This is a genomic window from Janthinobacterium sp. RA13 (assembly GCF_000745325.1).
Classification (GTDB): domain Bacteria; phylum Pseudomonadota; class Gammaproteobacteria; order Burkholderiales; family Burkholderiaceae_D; genus Janthinobacterium; species Janthinobacterium rivuli.
The window spans coordinates 1-16,344 of record NZ_JQNP01000001.1; the positions used below are offsets into that span (position 1 = coordinate 1).

The 16,344-nt window shown below is 63.6% G+C and carries 16 protein-coding genes; 11 read left to right on the forward strand and 5 right to left on the reverse strand.

Going from position 1 to position 16,344, the window contains the following annotated elements:
* The 7 genes from earP to aqpZ form a co-directional block, all read left to right on the forward strand.
* Nucleotides 1-492, forward strand: a 492-nt coding sequence (gene earP / locus FG13_RS00005) for an elongation factor P maturation arginine rhamnosyltransferase EarP (protein ID WP_035817292.1), incomplete at its 5' end; no start/stop codon positions are given.
* Between the two features lie 135 nt (nucleotides 493-627).
* Complete coding sequence (locus tag FG13_RS00010) at nucleotides 628-1,203, forward strand: elongation factor P (RefSeq protein ID WP_034758247.1); 576 nt, start codon at nucleotides 628-630, stop codon at nucleotides 1,201-1,203.
* Between the two features lie 157 nt (nucleotides 1,204-1,360).
* Nucleotides 1,361-2,497, forward strand: coding sequence for an amidase family protein (locus FG13_RS00015; RefSeq protein WP_051958244.1), 1,137 nt, complete (start codon nucleotides 1,361-1,363; stop codon nucleotides 2,495-2,497).
* Between the two features lie 29 nt (nucleotides 2,498-2,526).
* A complete protein-coding gene (locus tag FG13_RS00020) occupies nucleotides 2,527-2,937 on the forward strand; it encodes a hypothetical protein (protein WP_035817293.1) in 411 nt (136 codons plus the stop codon).
* A gap of 65 nt (nucleotides 2,938-3,002) precedes the next feature.
* Entirely contained in the window at nucleotides 3,003-3,461 is a 459-nt protein-coding gene (locus tag FG13_RS00025; protein WP_035817294.1) for an Ivy family c-type lysozyme inhibitor, read from the forward strand.
* Nucleotides 3,461-3,871: a GNAT family N-acetyltransferase gene (locus tag FG13_RS00030; RefSeq protein ID WP_035817301.1), complete on the forward strand. Its 411-nt coding sequence runs from the start codon at nucleotides 3,461-3,463 to the stop codon at nucleotides 3,869-3,871. The genes FG13_RS00025 and FG13_RS00030 overlap by 1 nt, the downstream gene beginning before the upstream one ends.
* Before the next feature lie 228 nt (nucleotides 3,872-4,099).
* Entirely contained in the window at nucleotides 4,100-4,789 is a 690-nt protein-coding gene (gene aqpZ, locus FG13_RS00035) for an aquaporin Z (protein ID WP_035817302.1), read from the forward strand.
* A gap of 225 nt (nucleotides 4,790-5,014) precedes the next feature.
* On the opposite strand, the gene FG13_RS00040 is transcribed toward aqpZ, so the two are convergent.
* The gene (locus FG13_RS00040) at nucleotides 5,015-5,845 is read right to left on the reverse strand and encodes an AraC family transcriptional regulator (protein ID WP_051958247.1); all 831 of its coding nucleotides are present in this window, start codon (nucleotides 5,843-5,845) and stop codon (nucleotides 5,015-5,017) included.
* A 127-nt stretch (nucleotides 5,846-5,972) separates the two neighbouring features.
* Between FG13_RS00040 and FG13_RS00045 the strand changes: the two genes are divergently transcribed.
* The 4 genes from FG13_RS00045 to FG13_RS00060 all read left to right on the forward strand — a co-directional run bounded on the left by FG13_RS00045 (nucleotide 5,973) and on the right by FG13_RS00060 (nucleotide 10,009).
* Nucleotides 5,973-7,214, forward strand: coding sequence for an MFS transporter (locus tag FG13_RS00045; protein ID WP_081922339.1), 1,242 nt, complete (start codon nucleotides 5,973-5,975; stop codon nucleotides 7,212-7,214).
* 237 nt (nucleotides 7,215-7,451) lie between these two features.
* Entirely contained in the window at nucleotides 7,452-8,834 is a 1,383-nt protein-coding gene (gene cysS, locus FG13_RS00050; protein WP_035817305.1) for a cysteine--tRNA ligase, read from the forward strand.
* A gap of 61 nt (nucleotides 8,835-8,895) precedes the next feature.
* The gene (locus tag FG13_RS00055; RefSeq protein ID WP_035817306.1) at nucleotides 8,896-9,474 is read left to right on the forward strand and encodes a hypothetical protein; all 579 of its coding nucleotides are present in this window, start codon (nucleotides 8,896-8,898) and stop codon (nucleotides 9,472-9,474) included.
* Nucleotides 9,467-10,009 carry a hypothetical protein gene (locus FG13_RS00060; RefSeq protein ID WP_051958249.1) on the forward strand — a complete coding sequence of 181 codons (543 nt, stop codon included), beginning with the start codon at nucleotides 9,467-9,469 and terminating at the stop codon, nucleotides 10,007-10,009. The genes FG13_RS00055 and FG13_RS00060 overlap by 8 nt, the downstream gene beginning before the upstream one ends.
* On the opposite strand, the gene dbpA is transcribed toward FG13_RS00060, so the two are convergent.
* The 4 genes from dbpA to FG13_RS00080 all read right to left on the reverse strand — a co-directional run bounded on the left by dbpA (nucleotide 9,996) and on the right by FG13_RS00080 (nucleotide 16,253).
* Nucleotides 9,996-11,423, reverse strand: a complete 1,428-nt coding sequence (gene dbpA / locus FG13_RS00065) for an ATP-dependent RNA helicase DbpA (RefSeq protein ID WP_035817307.1) — start codon at nucleotides 11,421-11,423, stop codon at nucleotides 9,996-9,998. The two genes, FG13_RS00060 and dbpA, sit on opposite strands and share 14 nt — an antisense overlap.
* A gap of 111 nt (nucleotides 11,424-11,534) precedes the next feature.
* Nucleotides 11,535-11,771, reverse strand: coding sequence for a hypothetical protein (locus FG13_RS00070; RefSeq protein WP_035817310.1), 237 nt, complete (start codon nucleotides 11,769-11,771; stop codon nucleotides 11,535-11,537).
* A 205-nt stretch (nucleotides 11,772-11,976) separates the two neighbouring features.
* Complete coding sequence (locus FG13_RS00075; RefSeq protein WP_051958251.1) at nucleotides 11,977-13,641, reverse strand: acid phosphatase; 1,665 nt, start codon at nucleotides 13,639-13,641, stop codon at nucleotides 11,977-11,979.
* Nucleotides 13,642-13,757: 116 nt separating this feature from the next.
* Complete coding sequence (locus FG13_RS00080; protein ID WP_035817314.1) at nucleotides 13,758-16,253, reverse strand: TonB-dependent siderophore receptor; 2,496 nt, start codon at nucleotides 16,251-16,253, stop codon at nucleotides 13,758-13,760.
* Nucleotides 16,254-16,344: the final 91 nt, after the last annotated feature.

Consider the following 16,344-nt stretch of genomic DNA (forward strand, 5'->3'; position numbering starts at 1 on the left):
GAAGGCGTCGCGTTCGATGCCGTTCAGGCGTTTATCGGCGACGATGCGGCGAAGGCCGGCGCGGCGCGCACGCGCGGCGCGCTCACCGTGCGCGTGCTGCCGTTCGTGCCGCAAGACGATTACGACCGCCTGCTGTGGGCTTGCGACGTCAACCTCGTGCGCGGCGAAGATTCCTTCGTGCGCGCGCAATGGGCCGGCCAGCCGTTTCTCTGGCATATCTATGTGCAGGATGAAAACTTGCATCACGTGAAATTGCGCGCCTTCCTGCAGCGCTATGCGATGGACGCGGACGGCGCCATCGACAGCCTGGTGCAAGCGGCGCTGGCCTGGAATGGCGCCAGCGCGGATGCCTCGCCATGGACGCGGCTGTGGCCCGCATTGCAGGCCGATCTGCCGCGCATCCGGGCGCGCGCGCAGGCCTGGCAGCGGCAGATGCAGGCTAATGGCGATCTGGCAAGTAAGCTGCTGGCGTTCGCTGGCGCGACGAGATAGGCGCTTGCCAAAAATTAAGGTAAAATGCCCGGTTATTTCTAACGTATTTTTAACCGATCAAACGCAAGCTTGCGGCGCTGATGGCGCACAGGCGGCAGATGGTCTTCATGCAACCCACTTTTTACGTACATTCCTATGAAACCCGCAAAAGAAATTCGTGTTGGCAATATCATCATGGTCGACAGCAAGCCAATGATCGTGTTGCGTTCTGATGTCAACGGTTCGAGCCGCACGGGCTTCACCTACAAATGGAAGATGAAAAATCTTCTGACGAACACCCCGATGGAAAACGTGTTCCGCGGCGACGACAAGTTCGACGTTGTTGTTCTGGATAAAAAGCCAGTGACGTATTCGTACTTCGCCGACCCGCTGTTCGTGTTCATGGACACCGAGTACAACCAGTACGAAATCGAAGAAGAAAACCTGGGCGAAGCGCTGAACTACCTGAAAGATGGCATGGAATGCGAAGCCATTTTCTACGACGGCAAAGCGATCTCCGTTGAACTGCCTACGACCATCGCCCGTCAAGTGGTGTACTCGGAGCCAGCGGTCAAGGGCAACACCTCGGGCAACGTCCTGAAAGAAGCCAAGATCGAAAACGCCATCGACGCACATCGCCACACCGTGCAAGTGCCGCTGTTCGTGGCACAGGACGACGTCATCGAAATCGACACCCGTACCAACGAATACAAGCGTGTTGTACGCAACTGATTTGCCCCAGTGCCAAATCATCAAGAAACGCTGCCTTCGGGCAGCGTTTTTTTTGCTTAAAAAATAATTCCCTTCAACAACAATTGTGTTGCAAGGACTGCTATGCTATGGCTAGAACATTATTGCGGTAGAAACATTGAAGTTTCCTGGAGATACCATGCAGCGCAGTCAGATGTTACGCGGTGGCGCGTCGCGTCCCGTATTGGCCCGTGCCACGGCGCCCGCCAGTCCCATGGCCCATCTGCTCGATGCGGGCGTCTTGCCGCAACAGCAGATGATGCAGGCAGGCAAACTCAGTTCCCATGCGCTGACGTCGCAGTACCTGGGGCGTATCCGCTCCCTGTGCAGCATCGGCGCGCGCGCCTATCCCGGCATTGAAATCAATCCCGATGCGCTGAAAATTGCCCTGGAAATGGACCGGGAACGGCAAGTGCACAAGGTGCGCGGTCCCTTGCATGGCATTCCCGTCGTCTTGCGCGACAATATCGCCACGGGCGACCGCATGAAGACGCGCACGCAGTCACCGCTGGCCACGCATGCCGGCTGCGATTCCTTCGTGGCGGCGCGCCTGCGCGCGGCCGGCGCCGTCATCATCGGCAAAAGCAATTTGCGCCAGTGGGCCGCCGTCAGCGTGCCGCATGCCACTGCCAGCTGGGCCGGGCTGACCATCCTGGCCGTCGACAGCGCGGCGGACGGCTCCATCGTCGCGCCTGCTTCAAACTGCGGCCTGGTCGCCATCAAGCCCACGGGCAGGACTGCCGCGGGGCAGGGCGGTGAGCCAGCCACGGCCGGACCGATGGCGCCCAGCGTGCGTGAGGCGGCCTGGCTGCTCGCAGCCTTGAGCGGCGAGCGCCTGGCCGATGGTGTGGTGCTCGATACTGCCGGTTTGCATGGGCGCCGCATCGGCGTGGCGCGCAGCCTGTTCGGCCAGTGTGCCGGGACCGATGCCGTGATCGGGCAGGCGCTGCTGGCGTTGCGCGAACAGGGCGCGCAACTGATCGAGATCCCGGCCGCGCCCGTGCCTGGCGGCATCGAAGCGTTGCTGTGCTCGCATGGGTTCGATGCGCTGGTGGGGCCTACCTGTCATGGCGTGGCGCAGGCGCCGTCGGCCTTGCCGCATATCACGGTGCCGGCCGGCGTGGCCGGCGGCGCGCCGGTCGGTTTGTCCTTCATCGGTCCTGCCCACGGTGACATGCAGCTCATTGCGATGGCGTACGCCTACGAGCAGGCGACCTTGCACCGGCGCACGCCGGCGCTGCCGTCGAGCATTACCCTGGCGCTGCGCCTGCCATGATGATTCTTTTCGTTTTCTTGCGATAAATTATGCTTGCAATCTTGCTGCTGAGCGCGGCCGTGGCCGCCACCCCGACTCCTTTCGACGCCACGCAATTGTCTGGCAGCTGGTCCGACAGCGTGAATACGAATAGTGTGTGCGAAGAAGCGCGGCACTTTACGCGCATGCAGTTGTCTGACGATCATCAGCGGCTGGCGATCTTTAATGACCGGACGTGGAAAAGCAAGTTGGGTGAAACCAACCGCTTCGCCGCGACCGTGGTGGCGGAAACGGAGCATAGCTTGACGTTGCGCTATGACAATGAAACCCGTGTCAATGCCGCTGGCAAGCTGGTGGAATGGCAGTTGATCATCGTCGCGCCCGGCGTGTACCGCTGGCGCGAGACGGGCTGGGCGGAAGGCAAGGTCAACGGGGTGGTCGGCATCCGCTGTTCTCCCTGAGGCCGCTGCGCAAGCATGCCATTCTGCTATGCTGCACCCATTATTGGATGCTTTTAGGAGATTGCATGTCCGCACGTTTGCTCTTACCCCTGTTCCTTGGCGCCGCCGTGACGCTGGCTGCCATGCCTGCGCAAGCGCGTACGCCCAAACTGTCGCTGATCGAGCAGGCGCAAAGCTGCGACGGCGGCCCTGCCTGCCCGTATTTCCCCGATGTTTACAAGTCTGACTACGCCTTTCGCAAGGCTTTCAATATCGGCCTGAAAAAGGCCGGCCTGAAGCGGCAGCGCTGGGTGCCCGATGGCGTGGCCAGTCCGCTCAAGCCCGTCGAGATCGACGGCAAGGCGCGTCTGCTGAGCAGTGTTTGCGAGCCGCACAATTGCGGCCACCGCTATTCTATTCTGTACGATCCGGCCCAGCGCAGCATGACGGGCGTGTACATGGGCAGCGATGCCAAGGGCGAACTGCGCACCGTGTATTTCGGCGAGCCCAGCATCGCTGAGGCCGACTTGCTGTACAAGAACTGATGCACGCGCCACTACACATTTCCAGCGAGCGCGGCGACCTGGACGTGCCCATGATCCACCGCTACCTGAGCGAGCAGTCGTACTGGAAGCGCGGCGTGGCGATTGAAACCGTGCGCAAGGGGATCGCCAATGCCCTGTGCTTCGGTGGCTACGTGGGTGGCCAGCAAGTGGCGTTCGCCAGGGTCATCACCGACTACACGGATTTTGCCTACCTGCGCGACGTGTTCGTGCTGCCGCCATACCAGGGGCGGGGCTATGGCAAGCAGATGGTGGCCGCCGTGCTCGGCGACGAGCGCTTGCGCGAGGTCGCCTGGATGCTGGGGACCGATGATGCGCATGGCCTGTATGCGGGCTTTGGTTTTGCGCCACTGGAGGCGCCGCACAAATACATGCGCCGCCCCGCGCCATAATGGTTATTAAATTAATAGTTGATTCCAGGATAACCATTACTATTGTTGCATGAGATTAATATTGCCTTGATAATGACAACATGTCATTATGCGCGCTGTGCTGCGATTGCGTAGCCGTACTTTGCTGGTGTTTTGCTTTGCCATCGCCATGCGGTGAGGGCGAGCTCAATGAGCGGTCTGTCTGGTCGTCCCCTGGTACGTTTTCTCGACTATTTAAAGGAATACATCATGAAACAATATGGCGCCGAATTTCTCGGCACGTTCTGGCTGGTCCTGGGCGGTTGCGGCAGCGCCGTGCTGGCCGCCGCTTTTCCCGGCCTCGGCATCGGTTTTGTCGGCGTGGCGCTGGCGTTTGGCTTGACGGTGCTGACCATGGCTTACGCCATCGGCCACATCTCGGGCTGCCACCTGAATCCTGCCGTCTCGATCGGCTTGTGGGCCGGCGGCCGTTTTCCCGCCAATAAACTTTTGCCGTACATCATCGCGCAAGTGCTGGGCGCCATCGTCGCTGGCGGCGTGCTGTACGTGATCGCCAGCGGCCAGGCCGGCTTCGATGTCAGCAAGGGCTTTGCCTCGAACGGTTTCGGCGCCCACTCGCCGGGCGGCTATTCGATGCTGTCGGCGCTGGTCATTGAAATCGTGCTGACGATGTTCTTCCTGATCGTCATCCTGGGCGCCACCGACAAGCGCGCGCCGGCCGGCTTCGCCCCGCTGCCGATCGGCCTGGCGCTGACGCTGATCCACCTGATCAGCATTCCCGTCACGAATACTTCCGTCAACCCTGCCCGCAGCACGGGCGTGGCCCTGTATGTGGGCGACTGGGCCACCAGCCAGCTGTGGCTGTTCTGGCTGGCACCGATCATCGGTGCCTTGCTGGGCGCGCTGGCTTACCGCCTGATTGCGGGCGAAAAAGAGTAGGCCAGTTTAGCCCGCAGGGCGTAAGCCGACAATGCCGGCAACGCAGCTTGTCGGCTTACGCGCGGCGTTGCCACGCTAAGCCGACCTACGCGGCGCCCATCATTGGCGCCTTGCCCGGTACGCCGACATCGTCGTAGGTCGGCTTAGCCCGCAGGGCGTAAGCCGACAATTGACAATTGCCGGCAAACCACTTGACGAAAGCATCCTGCGGGCTGCTTTTTTCGTTTAGTCGGCGGCGCGCCACTCGCTCAGGTAGTGTTGCGGCGTGCGGCCCAGGATGCGGCGGAACATGGCGCTGAAGGCGCTGGGGCTGGCGTAGCCCAGCGCATAGGCGATGGCCGCCACGCCTTCGCCCCGGTCCAGGCGGCAGAAGGCCTCGGCCAGGTGGACTTGCTGCAGCCATTGGCGGTAGTGCAAGCCCGTCTCCTTGGGGAATAAACGGATCAGGGTGCGCGCGCTGGCGCCCGCATCCTGCGCCCACTCTTCGATGCTGCGCCGGCTGCCGGGCGCGCTCATGATGGCCGAGCAGACGGCCACCAGGCGCCGGTCGCGCGGCCAGGGGATGGCGAGGGGTACGGTATCGGCCGCTGCCAGTTCCGACAGGATCAGGTGCGCCAGCCAGTCGCCGCGCCCCGCCAGCGCATATTCGACCGGTTCGGCCAGCAAGGCCAGGATCAGCTCGCGCAACAGCCGGCTCACTTCCAGCACCTTGCAATCGTCGCCATACGGGGCCGCCACTTGCGCATCGATGTACACGGTGCGCATGCTCAGTTCGCTCAAGATGTGGACTTCATGCACGACGCCCACGGGGATCAGCAGGGCGCGCCGCGGCGGCAAGATCCACACGCCGTGTTCGGTGGACACGCGCATCACGCCTTCCGTCGCATACAGCAGCTGCGCCCGCACGTGGCTGTGCGGCGCCGTGTAGTCGCCGGCCGCATATTGCCTGGACATGGCCGTCACGGGGCGCGGCACGTGCTGGTAATCGTGCGAGCTGGTGCTGCGGCTGAACGGCACGCCGTCGGGATGGGTCTGGGCGGGTTGCTGGGTGTACATGTGGGGTGTTGGCTTGTCTCTCGGTTGTCACTTGGGCGACGATTATTGGAAGTTATCAGTTCAGTGACCATACTATACTGGCTTCTTTGCCGGGCCGCCCGCCGTGCCCGATTATTGCGGATGACACATGCACACAACCACAACTGCCCCAGCATTGGCCAAGTCCGTGCCGGCGGCTCCTTCGCTTCATCGTTCCCAACAACAATCCGGTCTGGCCATGCACATCCTGGGCGCCGTCGCCTTCGTGCATTTGCTCAATGACTTGATCCAGGCATTATTGCCGTCGATTTATCCGATGCTGAAAGCCGAGTTTTCACTCAGTTTTACCCAGGTCGGCCTCATTACCCTGACGTTCCAGTGCACGGCATCGCTGTTGCAGCCCTGGATCGGCTTGTACACGGACCGCCGTCCGCTGCCATTCCTGTTGCCCGTCGGCATGTGCTTTACCCTGGCCGGCGTGTTGATGCTGTCCGTCGTGTCGACCTTTCCGACTCTGCTGATCGCCGCTGGCCTGATCGGCGTCGGCTCGTCGACCTTCCACCCGGAAGCGTCGCGCGTGGCGCGCATGGCCTCGGGCGGACGCTACGGCTTTGCCCAGTCGCTGTTCCAGGTGGGCGGCAACATCGGTTCCGCGCTGGGGCCGCTGCTGGCGGCCGCCGTCATCGTCAATCGTGGCCACGGCAATGTCGCCTGGTTCAGTTTGCTGGCCGCGCTGGCCATCGGCGTGCTGTACAAGGTCAGCCACTGGTACAGCGGCCACCTGGCCAGCTTCAAGCCGAAGACGGGCGGCCTTGGACCGAACTTGTCGCGCAACAAGGTGATTGGCGCGCTGGGCGTGCTGGCCCTGCTGGTGTTTTCGAAGTACATCTACATGGCCAGCCTGTCGAGCTATTACACGTTTTACCTGATCGACAAATTCCACTTGTCGCTCAGCGATGCCCAGCTGTATTTGTTCCTGTTCCTCGCCGCCGTGGCGGCCGGCACCTTCATGGGCGGCCCCATCGGCGACCGCATCGGCCGCAAGCGCGTGATCTGGATTTCCATCCTGGGTGCGGCGCCGTTTACCCTGCTGCTGCCCTACGTCGACCTGTTCTGGACGGCCGTGCTGACGGTGATCATCGGCTTCGTGATTTCGTCCGCATTTTCCGCCATCGTCGTCTTCGCGCAGGAACTGGTGCCGGGCAAGGTGGGCATGATCGCGGGGATTTTCTTTGGCCTGATGTTCGGCGTGTCCGGCATCGCGGCCGCCGCCATGGGCCACCTGGCCGACGTGGCAGGCATCGCCTATGTGTACAAAATCTGCTCCTACCTGCCGCTGCTGGGCATGTTGACGGTGCTGCTGCCGCATATCGAGCAGGCGAAAAAATAAGCTGGCGCCGCGGGAGGGCTTGACGGCCCGCCCGCGCGCATGCGATATTGTCTCCATGATCTCTTCCATCCTCCATCCAGTCCTTGCATACCGCGCCGCCGCTGCGCTGTGTCCGTGTACCTGGCTTCGCGAGGATGCGGCCCGGCGCCGTTAAATTTTTACTCCTCATTCCGATGGCCACAGCGTTGAAAAACCTGTGGCCATTTTCTTTTTCCGCAACGCTCATGAAAGTCCCGCATGACACTTCATTTGTACGACACGTATAGCCGCAGCCTGCGGCCCTTCGAGACCATCGCCCCGGGCCAGGCGGGCCTGTATGCCTGCGGTCCCACCGTCTACGATTACGCGCACATCGGCAACCTGCGCACCTATCTGTTCGTCGACGGCTTGCGCCGCGCGCTCGAATTCAACGGCTTGCAGGTGCGCCACGTGATGAACATCACGGACGTCGGCCATCTGACGTCGGATGCGGACAGCGGCGACGACAAGATCGAGGCGCGCAGCGCCCGCAGCGGCAAGTCGGCCTGGGATATCGCCGCTGAATTCACGCGCGCGTTCGAGGATGACCTGCACGCGCTGAATATCCTGCCGCCCACCGTCTGGTGCCGCGCCACCGACCACATCGCCGAGCAGATCGCCTTCATCCTCGACCTGGAAGCGAAGGGCTACACTTACCGCACGGACGACGGCATCTATTTCGACACGACGCGCCAGGACAGCTATGGAAAACTGGCGCGACTGAACCGCGACGGCCTGCAGGCGGGGAAAAGGGTGGACCTGGGAGAAAAGCGCGACATCTGCGACTTCGCGCTGTGGAAGTTCAGCGGCGTGCCGGGACAGCGGCAAATGGAGTGGGACAGCCCGTGGGGCCTGGGTTTCCCCGGCTGGCATATCGAATGCTCGGCCATGGCGGAAAAGCATCTGGGCGCGTATTTCGACATCCATTGCGGCGGCGAAGACCACGTGGCCGTCCACCACAGCAACGAGATCGCGCAAACGGAAGCGCGCCACGGCACGCGCCTGGCCAACTTCTGGCTGCACGGCGCCTTCCTGAAAACACAGGACGCGAAGATGTCGAAATCCTCGGGCGACTTTTTGCGTTTGCAAAGCCTGGTGGCGCAGGGCGTCGATCCGCTGGCCTACCGCTACCTGTGCCTGGGCGCCCATTACCGCAGCAGCCTCAATTTCACGGACGAAGCCCTGCGTGCCGCCAGCAGCGGCCTGGCGCGCCTGCGGGTCAGCGTACATGGGCTGGGCCAGGCGGATAGTGAGGCCGCTCCTGATCTTGCATGGCTGGCGCGCTTCGCGGCGCAGATCAACGATGACCTGAACTTTCCACGCGCCCTGGCCATGGCCTGGGAACTGTTGAAAAGCGAGCTGCCGGATGCCGTCAAAAAGGCCACCATGGCCCGTTTCGATGCGGCCCTGGGACTCGATCTGCTGGCCTGGCAGCCGGCGCAGGTGGAAGTGCCGCAGCCGGTGCAGGCATGGATGGCGGAACGGGCCATCGCCCGCGCGCAGCGCCAGTGGGCCGAGGCGGACCGCTTGCGCGCACTGGCGCGTGCGGCCGGCTATGACATCGACGATACGCCGCAGGGCCAGCAGGCGCGTCCCCTGTGAGCGTGTGGCCGTATCTGTGGCGGCCATGCATAATGGCCGCCTTATAAACGCGGGAGATGCCGTGAAGCGTGGTTTGCTGCTATTGAGTTGTTGCCTGTCCTTTTCCTGCGCGCAGGCGGCCAGCGAGTGTCCGGGCTTTCCCGCGCTGGCCACCTCCGGCGACACGCTGCTGGCGCAAGTGCGCGCGCTGCCGCCCGTCGGCGTCGACCGCGAACGGCAGGCGTGCGCGCCGGCGACCGTCATCGATTTCGCCTACAGCGGCGGGGTGCTCTGTCGTTTTGGCGCGGGCAAGGAAGCCGTGGATGCGGCGACATCCGCCGTCACGCGCCTGGCGGACGGCGGCGAACTGGTCGAATACCTGTACCTGTTCCCGTATGCGCCGGCCACGCATGCGCGTTTGCTGGCGCTGCTGGCCGCGCGTTTTACGCCCGTCGACAAGGCGGCCTGGCCCGGCTTCCTGCAAGCCGCCAGGCCTGGCAAGGAAACCACGGCGCTGTTCACGCATGGCGGCTTTTATATCTCGCTGGGCAAGCCCACCGAAGGCGATCCTGCCGCATGGTATTCGAATGTGATCTTTGAAAAGGTCGACATGCCTGCGCTGGGCGTGCGCAAGGTGTGCAAGGAAGCTGGCGATGGCTGAAGCGGATGCCTTTCCGGCCGCGCTGGCCGGCGCCGTGGCGCAGCTGCTGCCCGCGCTGGGGAGCCGCCCCGCACATCCGCCATTTGCCGTGCGCCAGGATGGACAGGCCTTGCTGATTCCGACGCGCACGTATTACGACCGCGAGCGCTTGCTGGCCTGCACGCGGCTGCCCGGCGACGCGGGCGTGCTCGCCCTGTGCCTGGGCGCGCGCCACCATGACGGCCATGTGCGCGAAGCGTGTTTGAGGCAGTTGCTGCTGCAGGAGCGGGCGTGGACGGTGCCCTTCGTCGTGCACCTGTGCGGCGAATACGTGCTGGAGATTATCGAGGTAATTGGCGCGGCGCTGCCGGCCTGGAATACGCAGGCGCTGGCACGCTACCTGCGGGACAATCCCGCCTATGTGGCCACCCTGGAGCGGCGCGCCATCAGCTACTGGAACTGCTACTACCGCCGGCAGTATCCCGTGTGGGAAGACTATCCGGGACGCAGGGCCATGGCGGCCCTGCGTGCCTTGCAGGTGCTTACGCCTCGATAAAGCGCATCTTGAAGCTGCGGCCCTTGATGTTGCCGAAGTCGCGCCCCAGGGTATTGCCCGCGTTGAGGCGCTTGAAGGCCGCTTCGGCCACCTTGCGGTCCAGCGCCACGTAGGTCATGAACTCGAACACGTTGATCTTGCCCACTTGTTCCTTGGTGAGGCCGGCGTCGCCCGTCAGCGCGCCCAGCAAGTCGCCCGGGCGCAGCTTGTCCTTCTTGCCGCCCATGATGCACAGGGTGACCATCGGCGCCGGCAGCGCCTCCATGCCGTCATCTTCCGCCAGTTCCTTCAGGTCGTGCCATTCGGCGGCGCTGTTCTGGTATTGCTCGATCAGCTTGACCCATTTTTTCTCGTTCGGCGCGCACAGCGACAGGGCCAGGCCCTTCTTGCTGCCGCGGCCCGTGCGGCCGATGCGGTGGATGTGCACTTCCGTGTCCTTCGACACGTCGACGTTGATCACGGCGCCCAGGTCGGAAATATCGAGGCCGCGCGCGGCGACGTCGGTGGCGACCAGCACGGAGCAGCTGCGGTTGGCGAACAGCACGAGGATTTCATCGCGCTCGCGCTGTTCCAGCTCGCCGTACAGGGCCAGCGCGGAAAAGCCTTGCTGGCGCAGTTCGTCGGCCAGTTCGCGGCAATGCACCTTGGTGTTGCAGAAGGCCAGCGTGGATTCCGGCTTGAAGTGTTTCAACAGCTTGCCGACGGCGCCATTGCGCTCGTCGAAGCCGATTTCATAGAAGCGCTGTTCGATCTTGTCGTTGTCGTGCTGCGCCTCGACCGTCACTTCCAGCGGATTGACGAGGAACGACGCCGTGGCGCGGCGGATGTCTTCCGGATACGTGGCCGAGAACAGCAAGGTCTGGCGGCGCGCCGGGCAGGCGCTGACGATGCCGGCGATTTCCTCGTAAAAGCCCATGTCCGTCATGCGGTCCGCTTCATCGAGCACCAGGGTTTGCACGTGGTTCAGGTTGATGGTGCCGCGGCCCAGGTGGTCGCGCAAACGGCCCGGCGTGCCGACGACGATGTGGGCGCCGTGTTCCAGCGAGGCGATTTGCGGGCGCATCGGCGCGCCGCCCGTGAGGGTCAGGATCTTGATGTTGCCGGCCGCGCGGGCCAGACGGCGCAGCTCATTGGCCACCTGGTCTGCCAGTTCGCGCGTGGGGCATAGCACCAGGCCCTGCACGGCAAACCAGGCCGGATTGAGCTTGTGCAGGATGCCGATGCCGAAGGCGGCCGTCTTGCCGCTGCCCGTTTTCGCCTGGGCGATCAGGTCGCGGCCATCGAGCACCGCCGGCAGGCTTTGCGCCTGGATGGTGGTCATCTCGTGGTAGCCGAGCGAATCGAGGTTGGCCAAAAAGGCGGGCGTCAGCGGCAGGCTGGAAAAGGAAGTGGTAGTGGCAGTGGTGGTGTTCATAGGGGCGGGAACCGGTAAAAAGCGGGTGGATGGGCACAGTCTACAGGCGTTCTACGCCCTTGTGCGGATGGTGGTGTGGAAGCTGGCGGCAAACGGCCGCCGGCATGGATACTAATTGTCGGGCGCCCAGATGGGCAAACCGGTGAGATCAAGGCCGGCGTCGCGCGTCCACACGGGCAGGCCTGAGGCATCGGTCGGCTCCAGCAATTCGAGCTGCACCTGCTTCAAAGCCACCTTGCGCGCGCGCGCGCGGCGCTGCGGCTCAGGCGCCGGCTCTTGGGCCTCGTGCGCTGGCGGCGGGCCGAAGCCGGGCAAGTCGATGGTGGCGTTGTCTTTTTTATCTCTCATTTGCTAACCTCTGTCCCTGGCCTGCGAAAGCCAGGGGGCGGGCAAGGTGCTGCCCGCCTATGTCTATACGCTTTAACTTCATCCACAAAACAAAAGCCCGGCTACTGGAGTCGGGCTCATTGTTGGGACAACCTGCAGGAAAACTTGTCCTGCGGATTTAAGTGCGGCACGCAGTGTATCACAGGCGTGCCGCATTGTGGGTGGCTTAGCGGAAGCTCAGAGCGCCCGTCAGGTCACCCGGCGGCAGCGCGCCACGGGACGCGAATGCGTCATTGCGCACTTTCAGGCCTTCGAGCAGCGGCAGGTCGTGCAGGCGCGTGATCAGGCGCAGGATCGACGTCGTGTCATAAAAACTGTGGTCGACGGCGCCTTTCTTCGCGTACGGCGAGACGACGATGGCGGGAATGCGCGTGCCCGGACCCCAGCGGTCGCCTTTTGGCGGCGCCACGTGGTCCCACCAGCCGCCGTTTTCATCGAACGTGATCACCACGATCATGTCTTTCCACTGCGGCGATTCCTTCAGATGCTGGATGACGTTGGCCACGTGCTGGTCGCCCGACTCGATATCCGAGTACCCGGCGTGCAGGTTCAGATTGCCCTGCGGCTTGTAGAAGGTCACGGCCGGCAGCTTGCCCGCCACGGCGGCGGCGAGGAATTTGTTCGAGATGGGGCTGTCGCCCGTGCCGCCATCGCGCAGGTGCTCGGTGCGCGCGGCCGTGCCGGGCGCGAACTGCTTGAAGTAGTTCAGCGGCTGGTGGTGGAACTGGAAGTTCGGCTTGCTGCCGCCGCCCTTGTGGTCGAGCGCCGCTTGCCAGCCGCCGCCATACCACGCCCAGCTGACGCCCTTGCGCGACAGCAGGTCGCCGATGGTGTCGTAGGTTTGCGGCGGCAGGGTATTCGCGTCAGCCGGATCGGCATGCAGCGGGTCGCCGTCAAACGCGGGCCGGATGTAGCTTGGCTGGTAGGGCGGCGCCATGGTGTTGACGGCGTAGCCGTCCGGCGTGAGGGCGCCGTCGTTCACGTATTTCGGTTTGCCGTCCAGCGCGGAGGCGGGGCAGTCGGGCGAGATCGCCAGGCGCACGCCTTGCGGGCCGTCGGACAGCACGGCGATCTTTTTCTTCGCCGCCGTATCAAGCGCATTGAAGTATTCGTTGGCGCGCCCCGTCACCAGGAACTGGTGGTTCATGTAGGAGCCGCCGAAGGCCGCCATGAAGAAGTTGTCGCACAGCGTGTACTGCTCGGCGATTTGCCACAGGTTCAGGTTTTTCGACGTTTCGCCGTAGTGGCCCATCACCAGGCCGCCGCTGTCGGCCCACGCGGCAAAGCCGTCGTTCTTGCCGCCGTTGATCTGCATCTGGTTGTTATAGAAGCGGTGCACGAGGTCGCGCGTGATGATGCTCTCGGGCAGGGGCTTGCCGGCTGCGTCGCTCAATTTGTAGGGCGCGTTCGGCAGGCCGGAAATCTGCTCTTCCTTGATCAGGTAATCGGTGCCGCCGATATTTTGCTGGTTCGGCACGAGGCCGCCCCAGATCTTCGGCAGGGTGGCCAGCGGCTTGCCGTCGCGGTCCAGCTGCTGCGCCTGTTCTGCCGTGACGGCGGACAGGGGCGCGCTGGTGCCGGGGAAGTTGGCGAACAGGTTGTTGAAGCTGCGGTTTTCCAGGTAGATCACGACCACGTTCTTGACGTGCGTCTTGAGTTTCGCGTCGAGCGAACCCTTGGCGATGGTCTTTTTTGCTGGCGCGGCGTCGGCCAGGGCCGGCAGGCTGGCGGCCAGGCCGACTGCGGAAGCGGCCTGGAAAATGCGCCGGCGCGAGGGATTGGCGGGTTGGTCGGCCGGATCGGCTGGCAGGGCGGGGGCGAGGTCCTTCACACATTCTCCTTGGGTGTCTCTATGGGCACGGGCGTTGACGGCAATGGCCGGCAACGCCCGTGAAGCGGGAAAATTGTATCACCGGCCCTGCGCCAATGTGAAATATTCAGCCCGGCCTAGAATTGATAGCGCACGCTTAATGCCACCTTGCGCGCCGGGCCATACATGCCCGAGTACCACCAGTCCGAGATCGAGGCCGTGTACTGCTTGTCGAACAGGTTGGACACGTTGACGGTGGCCGACAGCTTGTCGTTGACGTCGTAGCGCGCCATCAGGCTGGCCACCGAGTAGGCCTTCTGTTCCCAGTGCAGGGTACTCTTGATCTGCCATGCGTCGATGTCGGAATACACGCGGCTCTGCCAGTTCATGCCGCCGCCCACCGTCAGGCGATGCAGCTCGCCGGGCAGGCGGTAAGTGGTCCACAGTTTCACCAGGTGGCGCGGGAAGGTGCCCAGGATGGCCTTGCCTTCATTGTTTTCCGTCTGGCTGTACGACCACGAGGCCGAGATGTTCCAGTCCGGCGTCAGGGCGCCCGTCGCTTCCAGGTCCACGCCCTGGGTTTTGGCGCCCTTGATGGCGCGGCTGGCGAAATTTTGGGTGCCAGGCACGTAGTAGCCTGGATCCGACTCGGCCAGGTTGTTCTGGCGGATCTGGTACAGCGCGGCGGCCGTGTTCAGGCGCCCATCGAGCCAGCCGCTCTTGACGCCCGCTTCCAGGGTCTTGCCTTCGCGCGGCGCCAGCAGCTGGCCATAGCGGTCCTGCGATGCTTGCGGCTGATGGATGGTGGAGTAGCTGGCGTAGGCGCTGTGCGTGCCGTCGATGTCGAACACCAGGCCGCCATACGGCGTGACGACGCGGCTGTCCGAGGCTGGCGCCGCGTTGTAATAGGACTCGGCAGGCGTGTTCGAGATGTAATTTTCGTCGTAGCGCAGCACTTTTGCCCCGGCGATCAATTTCAGGCGCTCGGAGAGGTGGAGGCGCGTGGCGGCATACACGCTGGCCTGGCGGCGCGTGCTGTCGTTGGTGCCATAGGTGCCGCCAAACACGGGCGTCGCCGTGCGATTCCAGCGGTACAGGTTGGCGGGCGTGCGCTCGATGCTTTTGTCGAAACGGGCATCCGTCGTGCTTTGAAATTCGCTGTAGTCCATGCCCAGCACCAGTTCGTGCTGGCGGCCGAATGCGCTGAACGGTCCGCGCACATTGACATCCACGCTGTTGATCTGGAGCTGGTAGTCGCGGTAGTCGGCGTTCAAGCGCAGGCCATCGCCCGTGGCCTGGTCGGGCAAGCCGCCACTGACGTTCAGGTAGACGGCGCGCTCTTCCTGCGACGACTGCACGCGGTTGGCCGATATTTTCAGCTTCCAGTCGTTTGCCAGCGCGTGTTCCACAGTGGCGAAGAGGTCGGTCGAATTGGTGTCGAAGCGGTTCGATTTGGCCGCCGGGCTGAACGAGCGCGGCAGGTCCGTCCTGGCGCCGTTGCTGTAGAACAGGGGAAAGCCCAGGTAGGACAACGATCCATTCGTGCGCTTGCGCTGGTGCGTGACGCCCGCCGTCAGCTTCGTGTCGGCGGACAGATCCGCCTCGACCACGCCGTAGACCACTTTCTTGTCGCGGTTGTAGCCGTCGACGATGCTGTCGCCTTCCTCGTACACCGTCACCAGGCGGCCGCGCACGGTGCCTGCCTCGTTCAGCGGACCCGCGATGTCGGCCATGGCGCGCCGCTCATCGTGGGAACCCAGCTCGCCTTCGACGGACGCCTGGAACTGCGCCGTCGGCTTCTTGCGCACCATGTTGATGGCGCCCGAGGCATCGCCCGCACCCGTCATCAGGCCCGAGGCGCCGCGCAGCACTTCGATGCGGTCGTATAGCGCCATGTCGGCCAGGCTTTGCGACGGTATCGCATTGAGGCCCATGGTTTCCGAGTGCGTGCTGACGCCATCGAGCTGGTAATTGCTGATCGAATAGCCGCGCGAAGTAAAGCCCGTGCGTTCGCTGCCCAGCGAATACAGCGTGATGCCCGGCGTTTGCGCCATCACTTGCGCAATCGTGCTCAAGCCCTGGTCCTGCATGCGCTGCTGCGTGATGACGCTGACCGATTGCGGCGTTTCCTTTACGGACAGGCCCAGCGGCGTGGCCGTGGCGATCGGCAGGGTGGAGACATACGCGCCCGAGCCTTCCGTCGCATCCTGCTGCGCCTTGACCGACACTTCCGGCATCATCGACAGCGCTTCGCCACCGGCCGCCGCATCGGCCGGACGCAGGACAAAGCTGCCGTTGGCGCTGCGCTCGGCCTTCAGGCCCGTGCCGCGCAGCACGCCGTTCAGGGCGGCCAGCACGTCGTGGCGGCCGCTCAAGCCGGCCGACGTCTTGCCGCGCGTCTGCTCCGGCGTGAAGCTGAGAATGACCCGCGACTGGCTGGCGACCTGGCGCAGCGCCGTGGCCAGGTCGCCGGCCGGTACCTGGAAATCCTGACTGGTGGCTGGCGCTGCGGCGCTTTCCTGCGCCAGGGCTGGCGCCTGGGCGTTCAGCAGCAGGGCCGAACCGATGAAGACGAGTTGAATGGCATGCGCCATGCGCTTGATGCGCGGCTGGGAATGAATGGCAAGAGACATGGTTACCTTGTGGTGTAGTCGTCAAAAAGAACGTTGCCTACACAGGTCACGCGAGAAACGAAAGCGGGTACTTTTTTTGTGCTGGCATCAA